The organism is Brevibacterium antiquum, assembly GCF_016107655.1.
Lineage (GTDB): Bacteria > Actinomycetota > Actinomycetes > Actinomycetales > Brevibacteriaceae > Brevibacterium > Brevibacterium antiquum.
In genome coordinates, this window is sequence record NZ_JABASX010000003.1 from 348,317 (window position 1) to 366,530 (window position 18,214).

Sequence of the window (18,214 nt, forward strand, 5' to 3'; positions counted from 1 at the left end):
CCGCCGAAGAAGCAGCAGCCTGTGATCAAGCAGTCGCGAGCTGCCGCAGCACGTACTGCAGGATGCCGCCGTTGCGGTAGTAATCGGCTTCACCCGGGGTGTCGATGCGGACCACTGCATCGAAGTCGACGGTGGTTCCGTCTTCCTTCGCGGCCGTCACCTTGACGGTCTTGGGAGTCTTGCCCTCGTTGAGCTCGGTGATGCCGGAGATCGAGAAGGTCTCCGTGCCATCGAGACCCAGTGAGTCAGCTGACTCACCGACGGGGAACTGCAGCGGCACAACGCCCATGCCGATGAGGTTCGAGCGGTGGATGCGCTCGAAGCTCTCGGTGATGACGGCTTCGACGCCGAGCAGCTTCGTGCCCTTGGCAGCCCAGTCACGCGAAGATCCCGAACCGTATTCCTTGCCACCGAGGATGACAAGAGGGGTGCCGGCATTCGCGTAGTTCACCGATGCGTCGAAGATCGAGGTCTGCGGACCGCCCTCCTGCGTGAAGTCGCGGGTGAAGCCACCCTGGACTCCGTCGAGGAGCTGGTTCTGCAGGCGGATGTTCGCGAACGTGCCGCGGATCATCACCTCGTGGTTGCCGCGACGCGAACCGAAGGAGTTGAAGTCCTTGCGTTCGACACCGTGCTCGATGAGGTACTTGCCGGCCGGGGTGTCGGCCTTGAAGGAACCTGCAGGCGAGATGTGGTCAGTGGTGACCGAGTCGCCGAGCTTCGCCAGCACGCGTGCGCCCTTGATGTCGGAAACGGGCTCTGCTTCCAGGCCCATTCCGTCGAAGAAGGTGGGTTTGCGCACGTAGGTCGACTCATCGTCCCACTCGAAGATCGCACCTTCTGGCGTCTGCAGCGCCTTCCAGCGGTCGTCACCTTCGAAGATCCGGCCGTATTCCTCGTCGAACATATCTGTCGAGATCGACGAAGCGATGACCGATTCGACCTCTTCCGGCGAGGGCCACAGATCCTTGAGGTAGACGTCCACGCCTTCCGAGTCCTGGCCCAAAGGCTGGTTCTCGAAGTCGAAGTCCATGGTTCCGGCCAGAGCATAGGCGATGACCAGTGGAGGCGAGGCAAGGTAGTTCATCTTCACATCGGGGCTGATTCGGCCCTCGAAGTTACGGTTGCCGGAGAGAACTGCACTGACCGCCAGGTCGTTGTCCTGGATGCTCTCCGAGATATCGGAATCGAGCGGTCCGGAGTTGCCGATGCAGGTGGTGCAGCCGTAGCCGACGACAAAGAAGTTGAGCGCCTCGAGGTCCTCGATGAGGTTGGCCTTCTTGTAATACTCGGTGACGACCTTCGAGCCCGGGGCGATGGAGGTCTTGACCCAGGGCTTGGAGTTGAGTCCGCGCTTGCGAGCATTGCGGGCCAGGAGGCCTGCAGCCAGCATCACCGATGGGTTCGAGGTGTTGGTGCACGAAGTGATCGAAGCGATCGCCACAGCACCGTTGGCCAGTTCGAAGCTGGATCCGTCGCCGGTGGTGACGGGAGCCGACTTGTTCTCTTCACCGGGCTTCGCGTAGTTGTGGATGTCCTTGGCGAACTGGTTCTTCGCGTCGGAAAGCTCGATGCGGTCCTGCGGGCGCTTCGGTCCTGAGATCGAAGGCACGACGGTAGAGAGATCGAGCTCGATGTACTCCGAGTACTCAACTTCCTTACTGGGGTCGTGCCACAGGCCCTGGGTCTTGGCATAGTCCTCAACCAGCTGGATCTGTTCGGCCGAACGACCGGTGAGCTTCAGGTAGTCGATGGTGACCTCGTCGATCGGGAAGATCGCAGCGGTCGAACCGAACTCGGGGCTCATGTTGCCGATCGTCGCGCGGTTGGCCAGAGGCACCGCGGAGACGCCCTCGCCGTAGAACTCGACGAACTTTCCGACTGCTCCGTGCTGACGCAGCATATCGGTGATCGTGAGCACGACGTCCGTTGCGGTCACACCGGAGGGGATTTCGCCGGTCAGCTTGAAACCGACGACGCGAGGGATGAGCATCGAGACGGGCTGGCCGAGCATTGCTGCCTCGGCTTCGATTCCGCCGACGCCCCAGCCGAGCACACCGAGTCCGTTGACCATGGTGGTGTGGGAGTCGGTGCCGACCAGGGTGTCCGGGTAGGCGCGGAGCACACCATCGACCTCACGCGGCATGACGACGCGTGCGAGGTGTTCGATGTTGACCTGGTGGACGATGCCCATGCCTGGAGGAACGACCTTGAAGTCGTCGAAGGCCGTCTGGCCCCAGCGCAGGAACTGGTAGCGCTCACCGTTGCGCTTGTACTCCATGTCCATGTTGAGCCCGATCGCCTCGGCGGTGCCGAAGTTGTCGATCTGAACCGAGTGGTCGATGACCAGCTCGGCCGGAGCCAGCGGGTTGACCTGTTCCGGCTTTCCGCCGAGTTCGACGACCTTCTCGCGCATTGTCGCGAGGTCGACGATGCAGGGCACGCCGGTGAAGTCCTGCATGACCACACGGGCGGGCGTGAACTGAATTTCCGTAGCCGGCTCAGCACTGGGATCCCAGCTGCCAAGGGCTTCGATATGCTCCGAAGTGATATTCGCACCGTCTTCAGTGCGCAGCAGATTCTCCAACAGCACCTTGAGGCTGAATGGAAGCTTCTCTGATCCTGGGACCTGATCCAGGCGATAGATCTCGTAATCCGTTTCGCCTACGGTCAGGGTGCTCTTCGATTTGAACGTATCGACGTTGCTCATCGTGATTCTCCTGTTTCATCCGACACTCATCCAAGAAACCGGGCCAGCCCGTGAGCCGCGCACCGATTTACGCGACACAAATGTTTCCAAAAGTATCTTGACGTCAAGATAAATTCTATCTCATTTGCTCGCCCTTGACCACCTTCGGAGCATTGCCTGTCGGTGACCTGAGAATCGGGTTTTCCCCAAGTCACAGTCCGGACAACTCCCGCGCCAAGCGGCGCCGCACGTCCCTAATCTGGAGTCACATCAACAGCTGCGAACTAGGAGCATTCATGGACCCGTTCACTCTCGGAGCCGGATTCGGATTCGGGGCACTCCTCGTCGGCATCATCTTCGCCGTCATCTGTCGAACCCTGGCCGATGAGAAGGGCCGCTCCTCAGGATGGTGGGGCCTATGGGGCTTCCTCACCACCTTCATCGCGCTCATCGTCCTCATCCTCCTCCCCCAGAGAGCGCGAACCTGAGATCCTCAGCCGCCGAGGTGGACTCCGATTGAGATCTCTCCCTCACCGAGGTGGGCCTGCAGTCCCGATGCGGTCATCGCCTGAGGACGGTGACCGTTTCCACGTGGGCAGTGAGTGGGAACAGATCGAAGCCGCGCAGGCTCTCGATCGCAAATCCCCCGTCGACCAGGACCGCCAGATCCCGAGCCAGTGTGGCAGCGTCGCAGGAGACATAGACGATCGTCTTCGCCCTCGACTCGAGCAGAGCTCGGGTGACTGCCTTTCCCGCTCCGGAACGCGGAGGATCGAGAACGATGACGTCAGAGTTCGGAATCGTGACTCGGTCGACCCGGGACGCGTCGAAGGCGGCGTTGAGGCCCTGTGCATTCACCTTCGCGTTCTCGATCGCCGACTTCGCGCCTTCGACCCCGTAGAGCCTGGCACCAGTGGCATCGGCGGCGCTGATTCCCAACAGCCCCACTCCGCAGAACAGATCCGTGATCATCTGCGTCTTCTCACTCAGCACCGCATTGACCTGAGCGCTCAGCAGCTGGGGAGCCTGTTCGTGAACCTGCCAGAACCCATCAGCCGCGACCCGGTAGTCACGCCCGGCGACCTTTTCGATCAGTTGGTCCTCTCCCCTGACCACGGAGAGTTTCGTGTGGCCGCCCTTGGTGCTGATCCTCTTCCGGCTGCTTCCGTTTCGCGCATCGGCGAGGACTGACCACTGCGCAGGCAGCGCCCGTGCCAGCTCGGTCAGTGCCGAGGGATCACAGTCACCGCGTACGATCGCGGCTCCGCGATCACCTGACCAGGCGAACTCGAGTCGATCGGCACCCGGCAGGCGCAGGGACGTCAGGGTAACCTCGGCGATGGCGGATGCCGCCAACGGAGGCGAGACCAGGGGCACGACATCGTGGGAACGCGGGGCCAACATGCCCAGGCGGCCATGTCCGTCGACGGCCAGCTGGACCCGGGTCCGCCAGTTCAGGCCGGTCGTCTCCCCCGGTGCTGCCACGACATCGACGCTGCGGTCGATATGCCCAATGCGCGAAAGCTGGTCGCGCAGGATTTGAGCCTTGAGCTCACGGCTGTGGGCGAGGTCGACATGGGCGAACTCCATCCCACCGAACAGTCTCGGACTCTGCGCGTCCTCGGCGAGGAACTGCTCGCGACGGTCTCGAACACGATGTTCGGACGCCTCGAGCACCTCGGTGACGTCGGCGCGGAGGAACTTCGCGGCCGATCCGGCCTCGGTGCGAGCACGCACCGTCTCCCCCGGGATGGCTCCGGTGACGAAGACGACCTGCCCCTCGTGGCGTGCAATGCTGCTGCCGCCGGCGGCCGGGCTCTCGATGTGCAGGGTCAGATCCATGGCCGGGATCTCTTCGGCTGAAGGTGCGCTCATCGGTATTCAGGCCTGTCTGTACAGTTGATTGTCGTTTTCGGGTCCATCGCCCTCGTACTGCCGGGAGAAGGAACGCAGCCGCCAGGGCACGGAGACCACGACGACGTTGGGGACCAGCAGCAGACGAGTACGCAGCTTCAAGGCTACTTGGTTGTGCAGGATGTGTTCCCACCAGCGCCCGACGATGAACTGGGGAATGTAGACGATGACAAGGTCACGCGGTGATCGGCGGCGGATAGCGAGCACATGCGCCAGCAGCGGCCGGAGGAGCTCCCGATACGGCGAGTCGAGGACCGTCAGCGGCACGGGCAGCGCCATCTCGTTCCACTGCCGCTGCAGCGCGCCAGCCGATTCCTCGTCGACGGCGACGGTGATGGCCTCGAGCTGACTCGACCGTGTCACCCGGGCATACGACAGGGCTCGCAGCGTCGGTTTGTTGATCTCATTGACGACGACGATCGCGTGGGTGTTCGACGGGATCGTGCGCGAGCCCCCGTCCGTCTCCGGGGCCAGTTCCCGGGCAACGCGAGAATAGTGACGATGGATTGCGCCCATGATCAGGAACAGTCCGGCCATCGCCGCGACCGCCAGCCAGGCTCCGGCGAGGAATTTGGAGACGATGACGACGAGCAGCACACCTGAGGCGATGATGCACCCGGCCCCGTTGACGAGTCGGTTGAGGTGCATCCGCACCCGCGCCTTCGAGTCGATGACCAGTCGCAGGCGCTTGTTCCAATGCAGGACCATGCCCGCTTGACCGACGACGAAGCTGGCGAAGACGCCGACGAGATAGAGCTGAATCAGCGTCGTCGCCGAAGCCTGCGTTGCGATGACGAGCAGGATAGCGGCGAAGGCCAAGAGCAGGATGCCGTTCGAGAACGTCAGCCGATCGCCCTTCGTCGCCAGCTGCCTGGGCAGGAATCCGTCGCGTGCCAGCCGGGAGGCGAGGCCGGGGAATCCTTCGACCGCGGTGTTCGCGGCGACGATGAGCACGAGCGCTGCGACGAGCACAACGAGGTAGAACATCACGGGTGCATTGTCGAAGATGGCATGGGCCAGCTGCGCGAGCACCGGTTCCTGTTCGTATTCGGCGCTGACCGCACTGCCGTCGGGTCGCATCAGGTAGAGATGCGGATCGTCGACGTATTTGACCCCGGTCACCGACGCCAGATAGGTCAGGCCGGTGAGCATCAGGGCCGCCAGCAGGCCAGAGAGCAGCAGGGTGTTGCCGGCATTCTTGCCGCGCGGCTTCTTGAATGCGGGCACCGCTGTGGCCACCGTCTGCACACCGGCCAATGCCACCGAGCCCGAGGAGAAGGCGCGCAGGACGATGAGGACCGTCGCCAGCCCGAGGGTGGCTTCGTCGTTGATCCCCGTGTGGGCAACGGTGTAATCGGCCGTCTCCGCCTGTGGGAGGTCTCCGGCGCCGACCCGCAGCAGGCCCACGCACATGGTGAGGAATACAGCGCCGAGGAACAGGTAGGTCGGGACGGCAAGCAGCACAGGGGTGGCGCGTGAACCACGCAGTCCGGCCAGGGTGATGAGCAGAATCCCGATGATCGCCACGGGGACACGGTATGGGGCCAGAACTGGGAAGGCTGTGGTGATGTAGGCGGCGAAGACCGTCATCGACACGGCCAGGGTCAGCACGTAGTCAACCAGCAGGGCCGCGGCGACGACCAGACCGGCACGGGGCCCGAGGTTCTTCGACGCGACCTCGTAGTCGCCGCCGCCCGAGGGGTAGGCCTTGACGTTGATGCGATAGCAGGCGACGATCACCAAGATCACCGCGCCGACGGCTACACCGATCCAGGGCGCTACAGTCAGAGCGACAAGAGATGTCAGGGACAGCGCCAGTAGGATCTCGTCGGGGGCATAGGCCACGGACGAGAGCATGTCGGAGGCGAAGACGGGCATTGCGATGCGCTTCTTCAGCGCAGGCGCACGCCTGTCCTCACTGCGGAAGGGCCGTCCAACGAGTAGTCTTTTGACGGCATCAGAAAAACTGCTGGCCACGGGCACTAATGGTAGATCAATGCGGAGAGGATTACCCATGCACTTCGTGATTATGGGCTGCGGCCGAGTCGGAGCGTCCTTGGCCAAAGCCCTCGATGCCAACGGGCACTCGGTGGCAGTAGTCGATCGCAACCCCGATGCGTTCCTCAAGCTCGGCAGGGAATTCAGCGGTTCCACCATCACCGGCATCGGGTTCGATCGTGAGACCCTCTCCCAGGCGAAGACTTCGGACGCCTACGCCTTCGCCGCCGTGTCCAGCGGAGACAATTCCAATATCCTTGCCGCGCGTGTCGCCCGGGAGACCTTCGGCGTGGTCAACGTCGCGGCCAGAATCTACGATCCCAACCGCGCCCAGGTGTTCGAACGACTGGGCATTCCGACCGTTCCCACAGTGAGGTGGACGGCCGACCAGGTGATGCGCAAACTCGTTCCGCAGGGATCCATCACCGAATTCCGCGAGCCTTCAGGCAGGCTCGTGCTCGCCGAAGTCCATCTCGATCCCGGCTGGGTAGCCAGGCCGATCAAGGAGATCGAGACCAGGACCAAGGCACGGGTCGCCTACGTCACCCGCCTCTCCGAGGGCATCCTCGCTCACGAGGATCTGCTCCTCCAGGACGGGGATCTGGTCCATCTGATGTGCCCGGTGGACCGCCTCGGCGAGATCGAGAAGATCCTGGACCAGCCGGTGCGAGCAATGGAGGAAGAATGAGAGTCGTCATCGCAGGGGCCGGATCCGTCGGTCGTTCAGTGGCTCGGGAGCTCCTCGACAAGAAGCACACGGTCATGCTCATCGATCAGAGCAAGGAGGCTCTGGGCCATGAGCGCATACCGGGGGCCGAATGGCTGCTCTCGGATGCGTGCGAGCTGGCGGGATTGGGTGAGGCCAAGCTCGAGGAGGCCGATGTCGTCGTGGCCGCGACCGGTGACGACAAGACCAATCTCGTTCTGTCTCTGTTGGCGAAGACGGAGTTCGGTGTGCCGCGCACCGTTTCGCGGGTGAACAACCCGAAGAACGAGTGGCTCTTCGACGAGAACTGGGGCGTCGACGTGGCAGTGTCGACTCCACGACTGATGACCGCACTTGTCGAGGAGGCCGTCGAGGTCGGCGGCCTGGTGCATCTGATGAGCTTCGAACGCGGTCAGGCTGGTCTGATGGAGTTCACCGTTCATGAGTCGTCCGCGCTCGTCGCCTCACGGATCGGCGAAATCGCCTTCCCGCTGGACACGGTGCTCGTCGCGATCATCCGCAACTCGCGGGCGTTCGCGCCCAGCGCCGATGACGTGATCGAGGCCGGAGATGAGTTGTTCTTCCTCTCCTCACCGGATCAGGAAGGCGCGCTGCTCGAACTGCTGCAGGCTCCCGCTCGATGAGCTCACTCCTGGTCGTCGCGGGACACCCGAGGTCGGCTCAGTTCACTCGTGGTCGTCGCGGGTCTGAATCAGCTCGTAGACCGGATTGTGGGCCTTCAGCGCTCCGTCATGAGCACAGAAGCGTCCTTCGAGGACGATCAGTGCTCCCGGCCTGATTCCGCTGATCTCGCGGCGGCCCAGGAACTGTGCATGGACCTCCCCGGTCCCATCGGCAACCGTGATGTGCAAACGGGGGCTGTCGCCGCTGCATGACTGTGTCACTGCACTGACGACACCGGCGATCCTCGACGTCTTCCGAGGGGTCAGATCCTGCACGCTGATGACGCCGGGAATCTGGGACACCAGTCTCAGATCCGCCCGCGCCTCGGCGTCCCTGGACCCGAAGTCACGCACAAGGCGTGTGATGAGATCCAGCATGGAACTCAGCGGACCTCGGTGATTTCCGGACCGCGTTCGAACGGGTTGAGCTCGTCCTTGTCCTCGTCCTTGGTCTCAGAATCTCCGTCGACCTGTGGTGCGGTGAGCACGATGAGCTCACGCGGAGCCATCGCCTCATGTCCTCTGTCGACGACGACGCCCCGGAAGAGTGCGCTGAGTTCGGACCGGATCTCTTCGTCGGTGACGGCCTTGCCGGAGAACACTGCGCGGACGAACCAGCGTGGACCGTCGACTCCTGCGAAGCGCATGGCACGCTTGCCTGGGCGGCCGTCCTCGGTCTTGGCAGGAACCTCGACAGCAAGCTCCTTGCCGAGCGAGGTGTGCAGCTCCGAGGCGTCGCCGCCCTGTGAGGTCACGCCGGTGGCCAACTGTCTGCGAACGGTATTCCACAGTCCTTCCGAGCGTGGGGTCGCGAAGGCCTGCAGCTGGATTCCCCCGCCTTCATGGATGAGTGTCACTGCCAGCACTCGCTGGGAGTCGTCGTCGGTGTCCAGGCGCACCTGCATGCCGTCGACGACCGGCACCTTGAGAGCGCCCAGATCGAGCCGGTTGAGCTCAGGGAAATCCTCTGCGGCGTCGAACGGGCCCTTCTCGGAACGATCGAAGGGAGCGGACTTCTCGAGCAGGGCCTCCTCGTCAAGTTCGTCGACGTCTTCGTCGTCTGTCGGGCCATCAGAGTCTTCGTCTGCAGTCGAGCCTTCGGACACGCTCGAGTCGGTCTCGTCCGAATCGGCTTCGGTTGAGTCTTCGGCAGCGGTGTCATTCGTCACAACGTCGTCGACGTCATGTTCCTCATCGACGCTGTCGTCGATCTTCTCAGCGGAGGATTTCTTGGAGAATCGGGAGAACAGTCCCATGGTCGTTCACACCTCTTTCTCGGTCAGACCTGATTGCACTCCACCTGTGGAGCCGAAGCCCCCTGCCCCGCGATCACTGTCGTCCAGCGATTCGACCAGAGTGAAGTCTGCTTGTTTGATTTCCTGGATGACGAGCTGGGCGATGCGGTCTCCGCGCGAGATGCGCAGGGGAGTCCGCGCATCGAGATTGATCAGCGGCACCTTGATCTCACCCCGATAGCCGGCGTCGATCGTGCCCGGAGCATTGATGACGGTGACTCCGTGTCTGCTCGAGAGTCCCGATCGCGGATGGACGAATCCTGCGCAGCCGACCGGCAGCGCAATTGCGATCCCGGTGGGCACGACTTTCCGTTCAAACGGTTCGAGGACGTAGTCGATCGCCGAGCACAGGTCGGCACCCGCATCGGTCGCGTGCGCGTAGGAGGGAGGAGTCATACCTGCATCAAGCAGTTTGAGGTCAATCTTCAGGATTTCTGCCACAAAGATGCACTCTAACGCCGAAGCCTGAGCGCTTCCAAAAAGTCCGTTATGGGAGAATGGCTCTATGGCAACGACTCAACCCGAAACACGCGTGGTCTACAGGGAGAAACTCGGTCCCTCCATCGGCATGTGGATTCTCATCGTGATCGCCGCGGCTTCGACCGCACTCATGGTCCTCCCTGTGTGGACGGCCGGCACCATCATCCTCCCGGTGATCAGCTTCGTCCTCTTGGCGTGGTGGCTGCGTTCGCTCGGGATCTCAATCATCGTCACCGAACGACAGCTCTTCGTCGGTGATGCGCATATCGATCGCCGATACGTCACCGATGCCACCGGCTACGACGCCGAATACGCACGGACGGCCCGAGGAACGGGTCTCGACGCTCGGGCATTCCTCATGCTGCGCCCTTGGGCCAAATGTGCTGTGCGCATCGACATCCACGATGAGAGCGACCCGACTCCCTACTGGCTGGTTTCGAGCAAACGTCCGATGGAGCTCGCCGCGGCTCTCAAGCCCTGACACTTGCGCCAGCTCGCAGACTCACGTGGTGAGCAACTGCCTCGACGGAGGAGCGAGCTGGCGCACCCGGACCGAAACGGGCCGAGACACAGAAACGCGCCCCGACAAGGGCGCGTTCTTGTATCGTTCGGCAGGTGCTTCAGCCAGCACAGTCCGTGCAGATCGGGACTCCACCCTCTTCGCTCGCCAGCTGCGAGCGATGGCGAACCAGGAAGCATTCCATGCAGGTGAATTCGTCATTCTGCTTGGGCAGCACTCGAACGGAGAGCTCTTCGTTCGACAGGTCCGCGCCGGGCAGTTCGAACCCTTCGGCAACTGCTGTCTCATCTTCGTCAATCTTGCTTGCCTGCGCCTGCGAGCGTGAAGCCTTCAGCTGTTCAATCGAATCGCTTTTGATTTCATCGTCTTGCTTACGAGGTGCGTCGTAATCTGTTGCCATATGGCTCATCGCTCTCTGTCGGGTGTGCTGAAGAGGGTTTTCAACCCTTCTCGCCAAACGTGTCCCCAGCATTGTGCACTGTATGGTTGCAGTTGGCAAGATCAGATCGTCCATGTTCACAGTGATTATCATCACTGCCGAGTCGCTTCGTGACGGTTCGCACATACGACTCTCGAAAAGCTCTGCGAGAATACATAAGTCGAATAGCGCCGATAGCATTTTTTCGGTGAATGAAACTGGGTTCGCCCCATGCATGGGGGACGGCCCGAGGAAGGACGGATACACGATGAGTGAATTCGCAAATCAACTCGATACCAGGATCGACGATGTCCGTCATCGCATTCATGAAGCCCGGTCTGCGGGGGACGACTACCTCGTCGAGACCCTGATCGACGACCTGCAGAATCTCTTGGAGCTCGCCGATCGCAACGATGTGGACACCGGTCCGATCGCGGCGGTCATCACAGCAGAGACCGGAGCGATTCCGGTCATTCCCGCACCTGAAGAGTCCTGACTCCCGGAGAAGACCGACACCGAGAATCCCTCCCCTGCGCAACTGGCAGAGGAGGGATTTCTGTTGTCTGAAGAGCGCTCTGGTTCCTGAAGGGCGCTCGGGACGCTTGAGCTCAGGCTGGCCAGTTGGGCTCGGTCGCCCGTTCGATGCGTCCGAGGCAGCATTCGATGCTGCACGCACCGCTGCCGGGGACCAGCGCAGTGGAGCCGGTGATGGTCGGCGCAGCAGTCTGTTCGCCGCGCAGCTGCGCGATTCTCTCCTCGACCAGATCGACGAGCCCCGAAACGAACAGTGGGTGCGTCCCGACTGTCGCTGCACGGGTGAAGGCGAAGCCGAGTTCGGCCGCCGTCTCCTTCGCTTCGGTGTCGAGGTCGAAGACGACCTCCATGTGATCGGAGATGAACCCGATCGGCACGAGAATGACTCCGGTGACACCGTCTGCCGCGAGTTCCGTCATTCGATCGTTGACATCAGGTTCGAGCCATGGAACCTCTGGGGAGCCCGAGCGGGAGCAGTACACCAACTCCGCCGGAAGGACCTCGGCCGCAGGGAGCCCATCCACGAGGTGGGCCATGAGCTCTTCGTGCTGTGCGCGATAGCCGCTGGTCGCCACGGCCGAAGCGTCCTGCATGACGTTGGGAATCGAATGTGTGACGAAGAGAATCCGATGCTTCGACGCATCAAGGGCACCGACCTGCTTCGTGAAGTCGGCAATGCCCTCCCTCAGAAGGATTGCACACGCCTCTGCATAGCCGGGGTAGTTGTAGAACTGCCGGATCTTATCGATCGTGACGGTCGTACCCTCTGCTGACAGCTCCTCGATCGTCTTGGCGAAGTCCTCACGGTATTGACGGCAGGAGGAATACGACGAGTACGCCGAGGTGTCGATGGACAGGAATCGAGTTCGCCCAGCCTGCGCCTCGGCGCGCACCTCGTCGGTCAGGTACGGTTCCCAATTGCGGTTGCCCCAGATGAGAGGGGTGCCGACGCCTCGACGCTCGAGCTCCGCGCGCAGAGCCTGCAGCAGTGCTTTGTTCTGATCATTGATGGGCGACTTTCCACCGAAACTGTAATAGTGCTCACCGACTTCTTCGAGTCGCTCCTCCGGTATTCCGCGACCGGCGGTGACGTTTTTGAGGAACGGGACGACTTCTTCTGGAGCCTCCGGTCCCCCGAATGACATGAGGACGAGAGTGTCAATGGGTTCAGTGTTGTTCACAGTCATCGATTTTACAGCCTGTAGAGTTTCCGCGCCCGCTGTCCGCACAGTGAGTCAGTTCCACTCACCGTTCAGACCGGACTGCCGCTGTCCGGTCCAGGCGCCCACCGAACCGACCGGCCGCTGATCGAACCGCACCGACCAGCCGCTGACCGATGAGAGCGGCCATTTCGCGACTCGCGCGCAAATCTGCCCTATGCGCGGCCCCGGACGTGACACGATGCAGGGAGACGCGATAAAGGAGCTTAAGGCATGCGTGAACTGATCTTGAACGGAGTCGACGCCGACGGCACTCATCTGCTGCTGAACGACGAAAACGGGCTGCAGTATCGATTGGCTCTCGACGAAGCTCTGTACGCCGCTGTCCGCAAGGACCGCACCACAGTCAAACCCGAGACCCCTGTGCGCCCTCGCGACATCCAGGCGATGATCCGGGGCGGGATGAGCGCAGAGGAAGTCATTGCTTCCACGGGTGCCGATATCGAACAGGTCCGCACCTATGAGCGCCCTGCTCTTGCCGAACGCGCACACACCGCGTATACGGCCAGTCAGCATCCGATCTATTCCGATCATGACCCCAACGGCGACCCGACTCCCCTGGTGGAGCTGTGTCAGACCCGTCTGGCGATGCGCGACGTCGACATCGAGACGATGGACTGGGATGCGTGGAAGCAGCAGGACGGCAACTGGTACATCCAGCTCAGCTTCACCGCCGCGGATCGGACCCGCACGGCCGGATGGAGCTACTACCGCCGGTCGCTGACCCCCATCGATGACGAAGCGAAATGGCTCGCCGATTCGGGACCCACGGACACAGGACCGATTCCGAACTACGGAACCGGTGCCGAACGTCAGAAGATCACCGAGGAGATCGACACCCCGACTGCTCCCCCAGCTCCGAACGATTCGACTCCGGCCGCCCGGGACCACCAGGCGGAGACCGGACGGATCTTGGAGAATCTGCGCAAGCGTCGTCGTCATGAGGACGAGGACGAGCCACGTGGCAGACTTCGCGCAGTCACCGAGGACCCGGAAACGCATCCTCAAGGTGCGCACACCGCGCCGGGACGGCCCACAGACGCCACCGATGACGAGGTCTTCGCATTCGAGGACCCGGCAGCTGCCGATCCCACGGCCGTCGACCCGGATGAACCTCAGGAGCCGACCCAGGAGGTCGGCAGATTCGACGACGACAATCAGCTGTCCCTGCTCAATGAGCCGGGTGTCAGCGAAGATTCGAATCAGTTCAAGGACACAGAGTCGAAGGCGAAGTCGAAGAAGAACAGTCGCGCATCGATCCCCAGCTGGGACGAGATCATGTTCGGCTCGAAGCGCGACTGAGTTCGCTTCCCAGCTCAACCAGTCGATCGCCCTCTGCGATCAGGCTGCGGTCGTGAGTGACCATCACAACGGCGTGTGAGTCCAGACTCTCCCGCAGATCGCTCACAAGCCGGTGAGCCATCTCATCGTCCAGATGTGCTGTCGGCTCGTCGAGTACGAGCACTTCGGCTCCGCTCAGAAGCGTCCTGGCCACGGCCAGGCGCTGACGCTGGCCCCCGGAGATCTGCGCTCCGTGATCGCCGACCCAGAGGTCGAGTCCGGCCGGATCAGCCCATTCGCCCAAGCCCGCGCTGGTCAGAGCCGCGAACATCTCCTCGCTGCTGGGTGTGTCTCTGCGCGCAATCGCCAGATTGCCCCTCACAGTCGACCGGAACACATGCGCCTCCTGCGGGCACCACGCGATTCGGCCGGCGAGGTCCTCTGGTGCCAGACTAAGCACGTCTGTCTCGTGTCCTGCATCGTCTTCGGCTCGATAGGAACCTGACCACGGGTCGAGGAAACGCAGCAGCACACTCAGCGTTGTCGTCTTTCCGGTTCCGCTCTCGCCGTGCAGGACGGTCCACCTGCCCTTCTGAGCTCGCAGATCCACATCGTCGACGACTGGACCGTCATCCCACCCGACGCTCATGTCCTCGAGCTCGAGGACAGTGAACGCGTTCGCATCGCAGGCCTGGCCTCTGTGATTGCGGGTCAAGGGACTGGACTGGGCAGGTGACAGTGCGGGGATGCGGTCGAGGACAGCGCCGAGGGTCGGCAGTGCACGGTATGCGAGCAGTGACTGTGAGAAGAGATCTGCAGAGCCCAGGGCAATGAGAACGACGACGGCCCGGATCTCGGTTGGTGCCGACGATGACATCGCGATGAGCACAGCAGCGCCCACCGTACTCAGCTGCAGCCAGAGTTGCGCTATGCCGAAGCGGTGTGAGGAGCGACGCTGGACACGCTGCAGCTCCTGCTCTTCGCGAGCGAGGACTGTCAGCACCGTGGCGTCTGCTCGATTCGTGCGCAGATCCGTTTTGGCATTCAGTGCCCGAACCAGGACGGAGAGTATCCGACTGCGGAGCATTCGGACTCGGCCAGCGAGGCCGCTTTCGCTCCAGATCACTGCTGCTGGCACCACGACCAGATTGAGAGCTCCGAGCGCCAGGAACACCGGCAACGTCGCCGGGTCGAGTGCCCAGGCCGCGATGAGCACGGCGAGAAAGACCAACGACGAGGCGACAGGCGGGAACAGAGTCCGCGGAATCAGGTCCCGAACATCATCAGCATCGGAGACCATGGTGCGCAGCGCGGCATCAGAGGTCAGCAGCTTCCGATCCCCCATGCCGACTGCTTCGAAGTGCTCCCACAGTCGAGAGCGCAGTCTGCCCAAGGAAGCGAAGATCGCCGAGTGCAGTTTGAGCCGACTGAGATAGAGCAGCACTGATCGGCTCAGCCCGAAGAACCGCACGCCGACGATGGCGACCATGAGAATCATGATGGGTGGCTGGTAGGACGCCTCGACGATGAGCCAGGCGGAGACTGCAGTCAGCGCGATGGCCGCCAGGCTGGAGGCGCAGGACGCGAGGAGAGCAATGATCATGTTCGGGGTGAAGAGAGGCATGCTCGACCGCAGGAGCGACCACCGCCGACGAAGAGTCGCTCTTCGACTTCCTTGTGCCCAGCCGTGGTCCTCGCCCACTGTTTCCGCTGCTTCCGCGCTCTGTGTTCTGCCAGCCGCTGCGGGATCGGCGGGCATCACAGGATCTGCGGGCATCGCAGGCTCGGTGAGCCTCGTTGAGGCGGTGCGTACCGCCGGATCAGTTTCCTGTGCGCGCGTCTGTGCTGACGTTGCTGCGGACGTGCCCAGGCTGGGTTTCCTGGGAGTGATCTCGCCTTCGGCGAGTGCGACGACCCGGTCGTCATGGCTGGCCAGGATGACTCGCACACGAGCTGCCGCCTCGGCGATCATATCGATGATGATCTGCGCGTTGTCATCATCGAGGTGAGCAGTCGGCTCGTCGAGGACGAGGGTCTCCGCGTCACCGTCAACCAGGTGGAGCACCCGGACGAACGCGAGTCGACGAAGTTGGCCAGGGCTCAGAGCGGATGTCGACAGAGTCGGGTCCTCAGGCAGACGGGCTCCGCGCAGTGCAGTCGCCTGTTGCGAGGGTGGGAGACCGTAGACCTCGAGCTCGGCGCCGATCGTCGCACCGAAGATGCGTGGAGCCTGTGGGACGAAGGCGACTCGGCGCGGTCTCATCGTGGTTCTGGCCTGTGCCGGCAGATGACCGGCCAGGGCTGCCAGAATCGTCGACTTTCCTGCACCCGAGGCTCCTCGAACCGCAGTGATGCCGGGAGTGGCCGGGAAGTCACCGTTCCACTCGATCGTCGTACCGTTCGGGTAGATGACACGGTGCCGGGCGCCGGTGGCTCCATCACTGGCTGCACGGACACCGGCCGCAGTGAAATCTGCCGCACTTCCACCAGACGTATCGTCGCCGTCGAGCCCTTCCGGCATCGCGCTGTCGGTGCTTGCGATCAGCGCGTGGGCACGATCCTGTGCCTCGCGGCCGTTCTCGCTGGCGTGGTAGCCGGCGCCGAGTTCGCGCAGCGGAGTGAAGCACTCGGGCGCCAGGAGCAGGACGAAGAGGCCGGAGCTCAGGTCCATGGTTCCAGAGACGAGGCGCAGCCCGATGACGACGGCGACCAGAGCCACGGAGATCGTGGCGATGAGTTCGAGGGCGAGGCTTGAGAGGAACGCGATACGCAACGTGGCGAGGTTGGCGCTGTGGTACTTCTCCCCCAAAGCGCGCAGGGTGCGCGCGTGGTCCCTGGATCGCCCGAGCCCGATGAGCACGGGCAGCCCTTCTGCCAGCTCGGCGAGGTGGTCGGAGAGACGTTCGAGTGCTGTGGTGCTGGCGGCTGTCGAAGCCTGCGTGAATCGGCCGATGAGGATCATGAAGACAGGCACCAACGGCAGGCACAACGCAATGATGACGGCTGAGAGGACATCGGTGAAGACGATCCGTATCAGCAGCGTCAGCGGCACCACAGCTGCCGCGCTCACCGCCGGCACTACGGTCGTGAAGTAGTCGTCGAGGTCGTCGATGCCGCGTGTGACGGTGACTGCCGTGTTCATTCGCGGCTGCCCGCGCCCGGAGAGGAGTGATCGCAGGATCGAGAACCTCAGCCGCTGCTTGTTCGCAGCAGCCAGAGACGTCCCCAGACTATGATCCGTCCACAGGCTCGCACCCCGCAGAGCCGCTCCCAGGAGCCCCAGCACCGCCCAGACTGCGACGGGGCCTGACCCGATGATCGATCGCACCAGAGCCTCGGCGATGAGCACGATGCCCACGGCCCGAGCCAGGGCGCTGAACAGGGAGAGGCAGAATCCGCGCTGACCGCCCGGCAGGTCGAGCAGAATCCGCAGTGGGGACTTCATGACCTGATCGCCACCGGCACACGGTGCGCTTCGGGGATGTGGGTCTCGGCGATACGGCCCAGGAACATGCGATAGCTGAAGATCTGGTAGCCGATGATGATCGGCAGGCAGATCACGGTCACGACCAGCATCACCGTGAGCGTGTAGTCCGATGACGACGCCGAGGCGATTGTCAGCGACCTCGCCGAGTCCAGTGTTGAGGGCAGCACGTTGGGATAGACCCCGGCGAACACAGCGAAGAGTCCGAACACGAGGTAGAGCCCGTGCAGAGTGAAGGCCGCCTTCTCCGCCCCGGACCGCACAGCGAAGTACGCCGCTCCCAGCGCGATCACCGCTGCGATGACCACAGCAATGAGCCATGGGCGCTGGGTGATCGAGAGACCGAACCAGATGAGGAAGCCGATTGAGCACGGCAGCAGCATCCTCCGCGCCCACCGCTGAGCCTTGTCTCGGATCTCGCCCTGCGTCTTCAGACCCAGGAAGATGAGGCCGTGGACGAGGGCGAAGCCGACACCGCCCACACCGCCGAAGACTGCGGGCCACCCCATCCAGGCGAATGCCCCGCCGACGATGTCACCGTTGTCATTGAGCGGCAGCCCGCTGGAGGTGATGGCGAGCATGGCACCGATGAAGAACGCGATTCCAGCCGATCCCAGTGCCATCGCCCAGGTCCAGAAGGACTTCCATGCCTGACTGTGTCCCTTGCCGCGATATTCGATGGCGACTGCGCGGAAGATCAGTGCCAGCAGGCACAGCGTCAGCGGTATGTAGAGGGCGCTGAACAGGGAGGCATACCAATGGGGGAAGGCTGCGAACGTGGCCCCGGCCGCAGTGATCAGCCACACTTCGTTGCCATCCCATGTCGGCCCGATCGTGTTGAGCAGCACCCGCTTCTGCCGTTCGGTACGGCTCAGCACCGGCATCAGCATGCCGACGCCGAGGTCGAAGCCGTCGAGGAACAGGTACCCCGTCCACAGGACGATGATGAGGACGAACCAGATCGTTGCGAGAATTTCCATCGTGTCTTCTCC

At 62.8% G+C, this 18,214-nt stretch carries 16 protein-coding genes; 6 read left to right on the top strand and 10 right to left on the bottom strand.

The window, feature by feature from the left end; translation table 11 throughout:
• Positions 1 to 25: 25 nt before the first annotated feature.
• Positions 26 to 2,710 carry an aconitate hydratase AcnA gene (gene acnA / locus JFC13_RS07050; protein ID WP_232488283.1) on the bottom strand — a complete coding sequence of 895 codons (2,685 nt, stop codon included), beginning with the start codon at positions 2,708 to 2,710 and terminating at the stop codon, positions 26 to 28.
• 275 nt (positions 2,711 to 2,985) lie between these two features.
• Here acnA and JFC13_RS07055 point away from each other — a divergent pair, with 275 nt between their 5' ends.
• Entirely contained in the window at positions 2,986 to 3,177 is a 192-nt protein-coding gene (locus JFC13_RS07055) for a hypothetical protein (protein WP_198396373.1), read from the top strand.
• Positions 3,178 to 3,250: 73 nt separating this feature from the next.
• Here JFC13_RS07055 and JFC13_RS07060 read toward each other — a convergent pair whose 3' ends face one another.
• Both JFC13_RS07060 and JFC13_RS07065 read right to left on the bottom strand, forming a co-directional pair.
• Entirely contained in the window at positions 3,251 to 4,564 is a 1,314-nt protein-coding gene (locus JFC13_RS07060) for a class I SAM-dependent RNA methyltransferase (protein WP_232488284.1), read from the bottom strand.
• Positions 4,565 to 4,570: 6 nt separating this feature from the next.
• Positions 4,571 to 6,481 (bottom strand): APC family permease, encoded by a 1,911-nt coding sequence (locus JFC13_RS07065; protein ID WP_198396491.1) that lies wholly within the window; start codon positions 6,479 to 6,481, stop codon positions 4,571 to 4,573.
• A gap of 136 nt (positions 6,482 to 6,617) precedes the next feature.
• Here JFC13_RS07065 and JFC13_RS07070 point away from each other — a divergent pair, with 136 nt between their 5' ends.
• Positions 6,618 to 7,289 (top strand): potassium channel family protein, encoded by a 672-nt coding sequence (locus JFC13_RS07070; protein ID WP_009884402.1) that lies wholly within the window; start codon positions 6,618 to 6,620, stop codon positions 7,287 to 7,289.
• On the top strand, positions 7,286 to 7,951 hold the full coding sequence (locus JFC13_RS07075) for a potassium channel family protein (protein ID WP_198396374.1): 666 nt from the start codon (positions 7,286 to 7,288) through the stop codon (positions 7,949 to 7,951). The genes JFC13_RS07070 and JFC13_RS07075 overlap by 4 nt, the downstream gene beginning before the upstream one ends.
• 42 nt (positions 7,952 to 7,993) lie before the next feature.
• Here the strand turns inward: JFC13_RS07075 and JFC13_RS07080 are convergent, their stop codons facing one another.
• The 3 genes from JFC13_RS07080 to dut are packed head-to-tail and all read right to left on the bottom strand — an operon-like array spanning position 7,994 to position 9,726.
• Positions 7,994 to 8,368: an OB-fold nucleic acid binding domain-containing protein gene (locus JFC13_RS07080; protein WP_198396375.1), complete on the bottom strand. Its 375-nt coding sequence runs from the start codon at positions 8,366 to 8,368 to the stop codon at positions 7,994 to 7,996.
• A gap of 5 nt (positions 8,369 to 8,373) precedes the next feature.
• Entirely contained in the window at positions 8,374 to 9,246 is an 873-nt protein-coding gene (locus tag JFC13_RS07085) for a DUF3710 domain-containing protein (protein ID WP_198396376.1), read from the bottom strand.
• Positions 9,247 to 9,252: 6 nt separating this feature from the next.
• The gene (gene dut / locus JFC13_RS07090; protein ID WP_198396377.1) at positions 9,253 to 9,726 is read right to left on the bottom strand and encodes a dUTP diphosphatase; all 474 of its coding nucleotides are present in this window, start codon (positions 9,724 to 9,726) and stop codon (positions 9,253 to 9,255) included.
• A gap of 64 nt (positions 9,727 to 9,790) precedes the next feature.
• Here dut and JFC13_RS07095 point away from each other — a divergent pair, with 64 nt between their 5' ends.
• A complete protein-coding gene (locus JFC13_RS07095) occupies positions 9,791 to 10,246 on the top strand; it encodes a DUF3093 domain-containing protein (protein ID WP_198396378.1) in 456 nt (151 codons plus the stop codon).
• A gap of 139 nt (positions 10,247 to 10,385) precedes the next feature.
• Here the strand turns inward: JFC13_RS07095 and JFC13_RS07100 are convergent, their stop codons facing one another.
• Positions 10,386 to 10,685, bottom strand: a complete 300-nt coding sequence (locus tag JFC13_RS07100; protein ID WP_092107696.1) for a DUF4193 domain-containing protein — start codon at positions 10,683 to 10,685, stop codon at positions 10,386 to 10,388.
• Between the two features lie 286 nt (positions 10,686 to 10,971).
• Here JFC13_RS07100 and JFC13_RS07105 point away from each other — a divergent pair, with 286 nt between their 5' ends.
• On the top strand, positions 10,972 to 11,199 hold the full coding sequence (locus tag JFC13_RS07105; RefSeq protein ID WP_198396379.1) for a hypothetical protein: 228 nt from the start codon (positions 10,972 to 10,974) through the stop codon (positions 11,197 to 11,199).
• 112 nt (positions 11,200 to 11,311) lie between these two features.
• Here the strand turns inward: JFC13_RS07105 and JFC13_RS07110 are convergent, their stop codons facing one another.
• On the bottom strand, positions 11,312 to 12,424 hold the full coding sequence (locus JFC13_RS07110; RefSeq protein ID WP_198396380.1) for a ferrochelatase: 1,113 nt from the start codon (positions 12,422 to 12,424) through the stop codon (positions 11,312 to 11,314).
• Positions 12,425 to 12,670: 246 nt separating this feature from the next.
• On the opposite strand from JFC13_RS07110, the gene sepH reads away from it, so the two are divergent.
• Positions 12,671 to 13,759, top strand: coding sequence for a septation protein SepH (sepH, locus tag JFC13_RS07115; RefSeq protein ID WP_198396381.1), 1,089 nt, complete (start codon positions 12,671 to 12,673; stop codon positions 13,757 to 13,759).
• Here the strand turns inward: sepH and cydC are convergent.
• The gene (gene cydC, locus JFC13_RS07120; RefSeq protein ID WP_198396382.1) at positions 13,734 to 17,183 is read right to left on the bottom strand and encodes a thiol reductant ABC exporter subunit CydC; all 3,450 of its coding nucleotides are present in this window, start codon (positions 17,181 to 17,183) and stop codon (positions 13,734 to 13,736) included. The genes sepH and cydC overlap by 26 nt on opposite strands.
• On the bottom strand, positions 17,180 to 18,202 hold the full coding sequence (gene cydB / locus JFC13_RS07125) for a cytochrome d ubiquinol oxidase subunit II (RefSeq protein ID WP_198396383.1): 1,023 nt from the start codon (positions 18,200 to 18,202) through the stop codon (positions 17,180 to 17,182). Before cydB ends, cydC begins: the two co-directional genes overlap by 4 nt.
• Positions 18,203 to 18,214 lie beyond the last annotated feature (12 nt).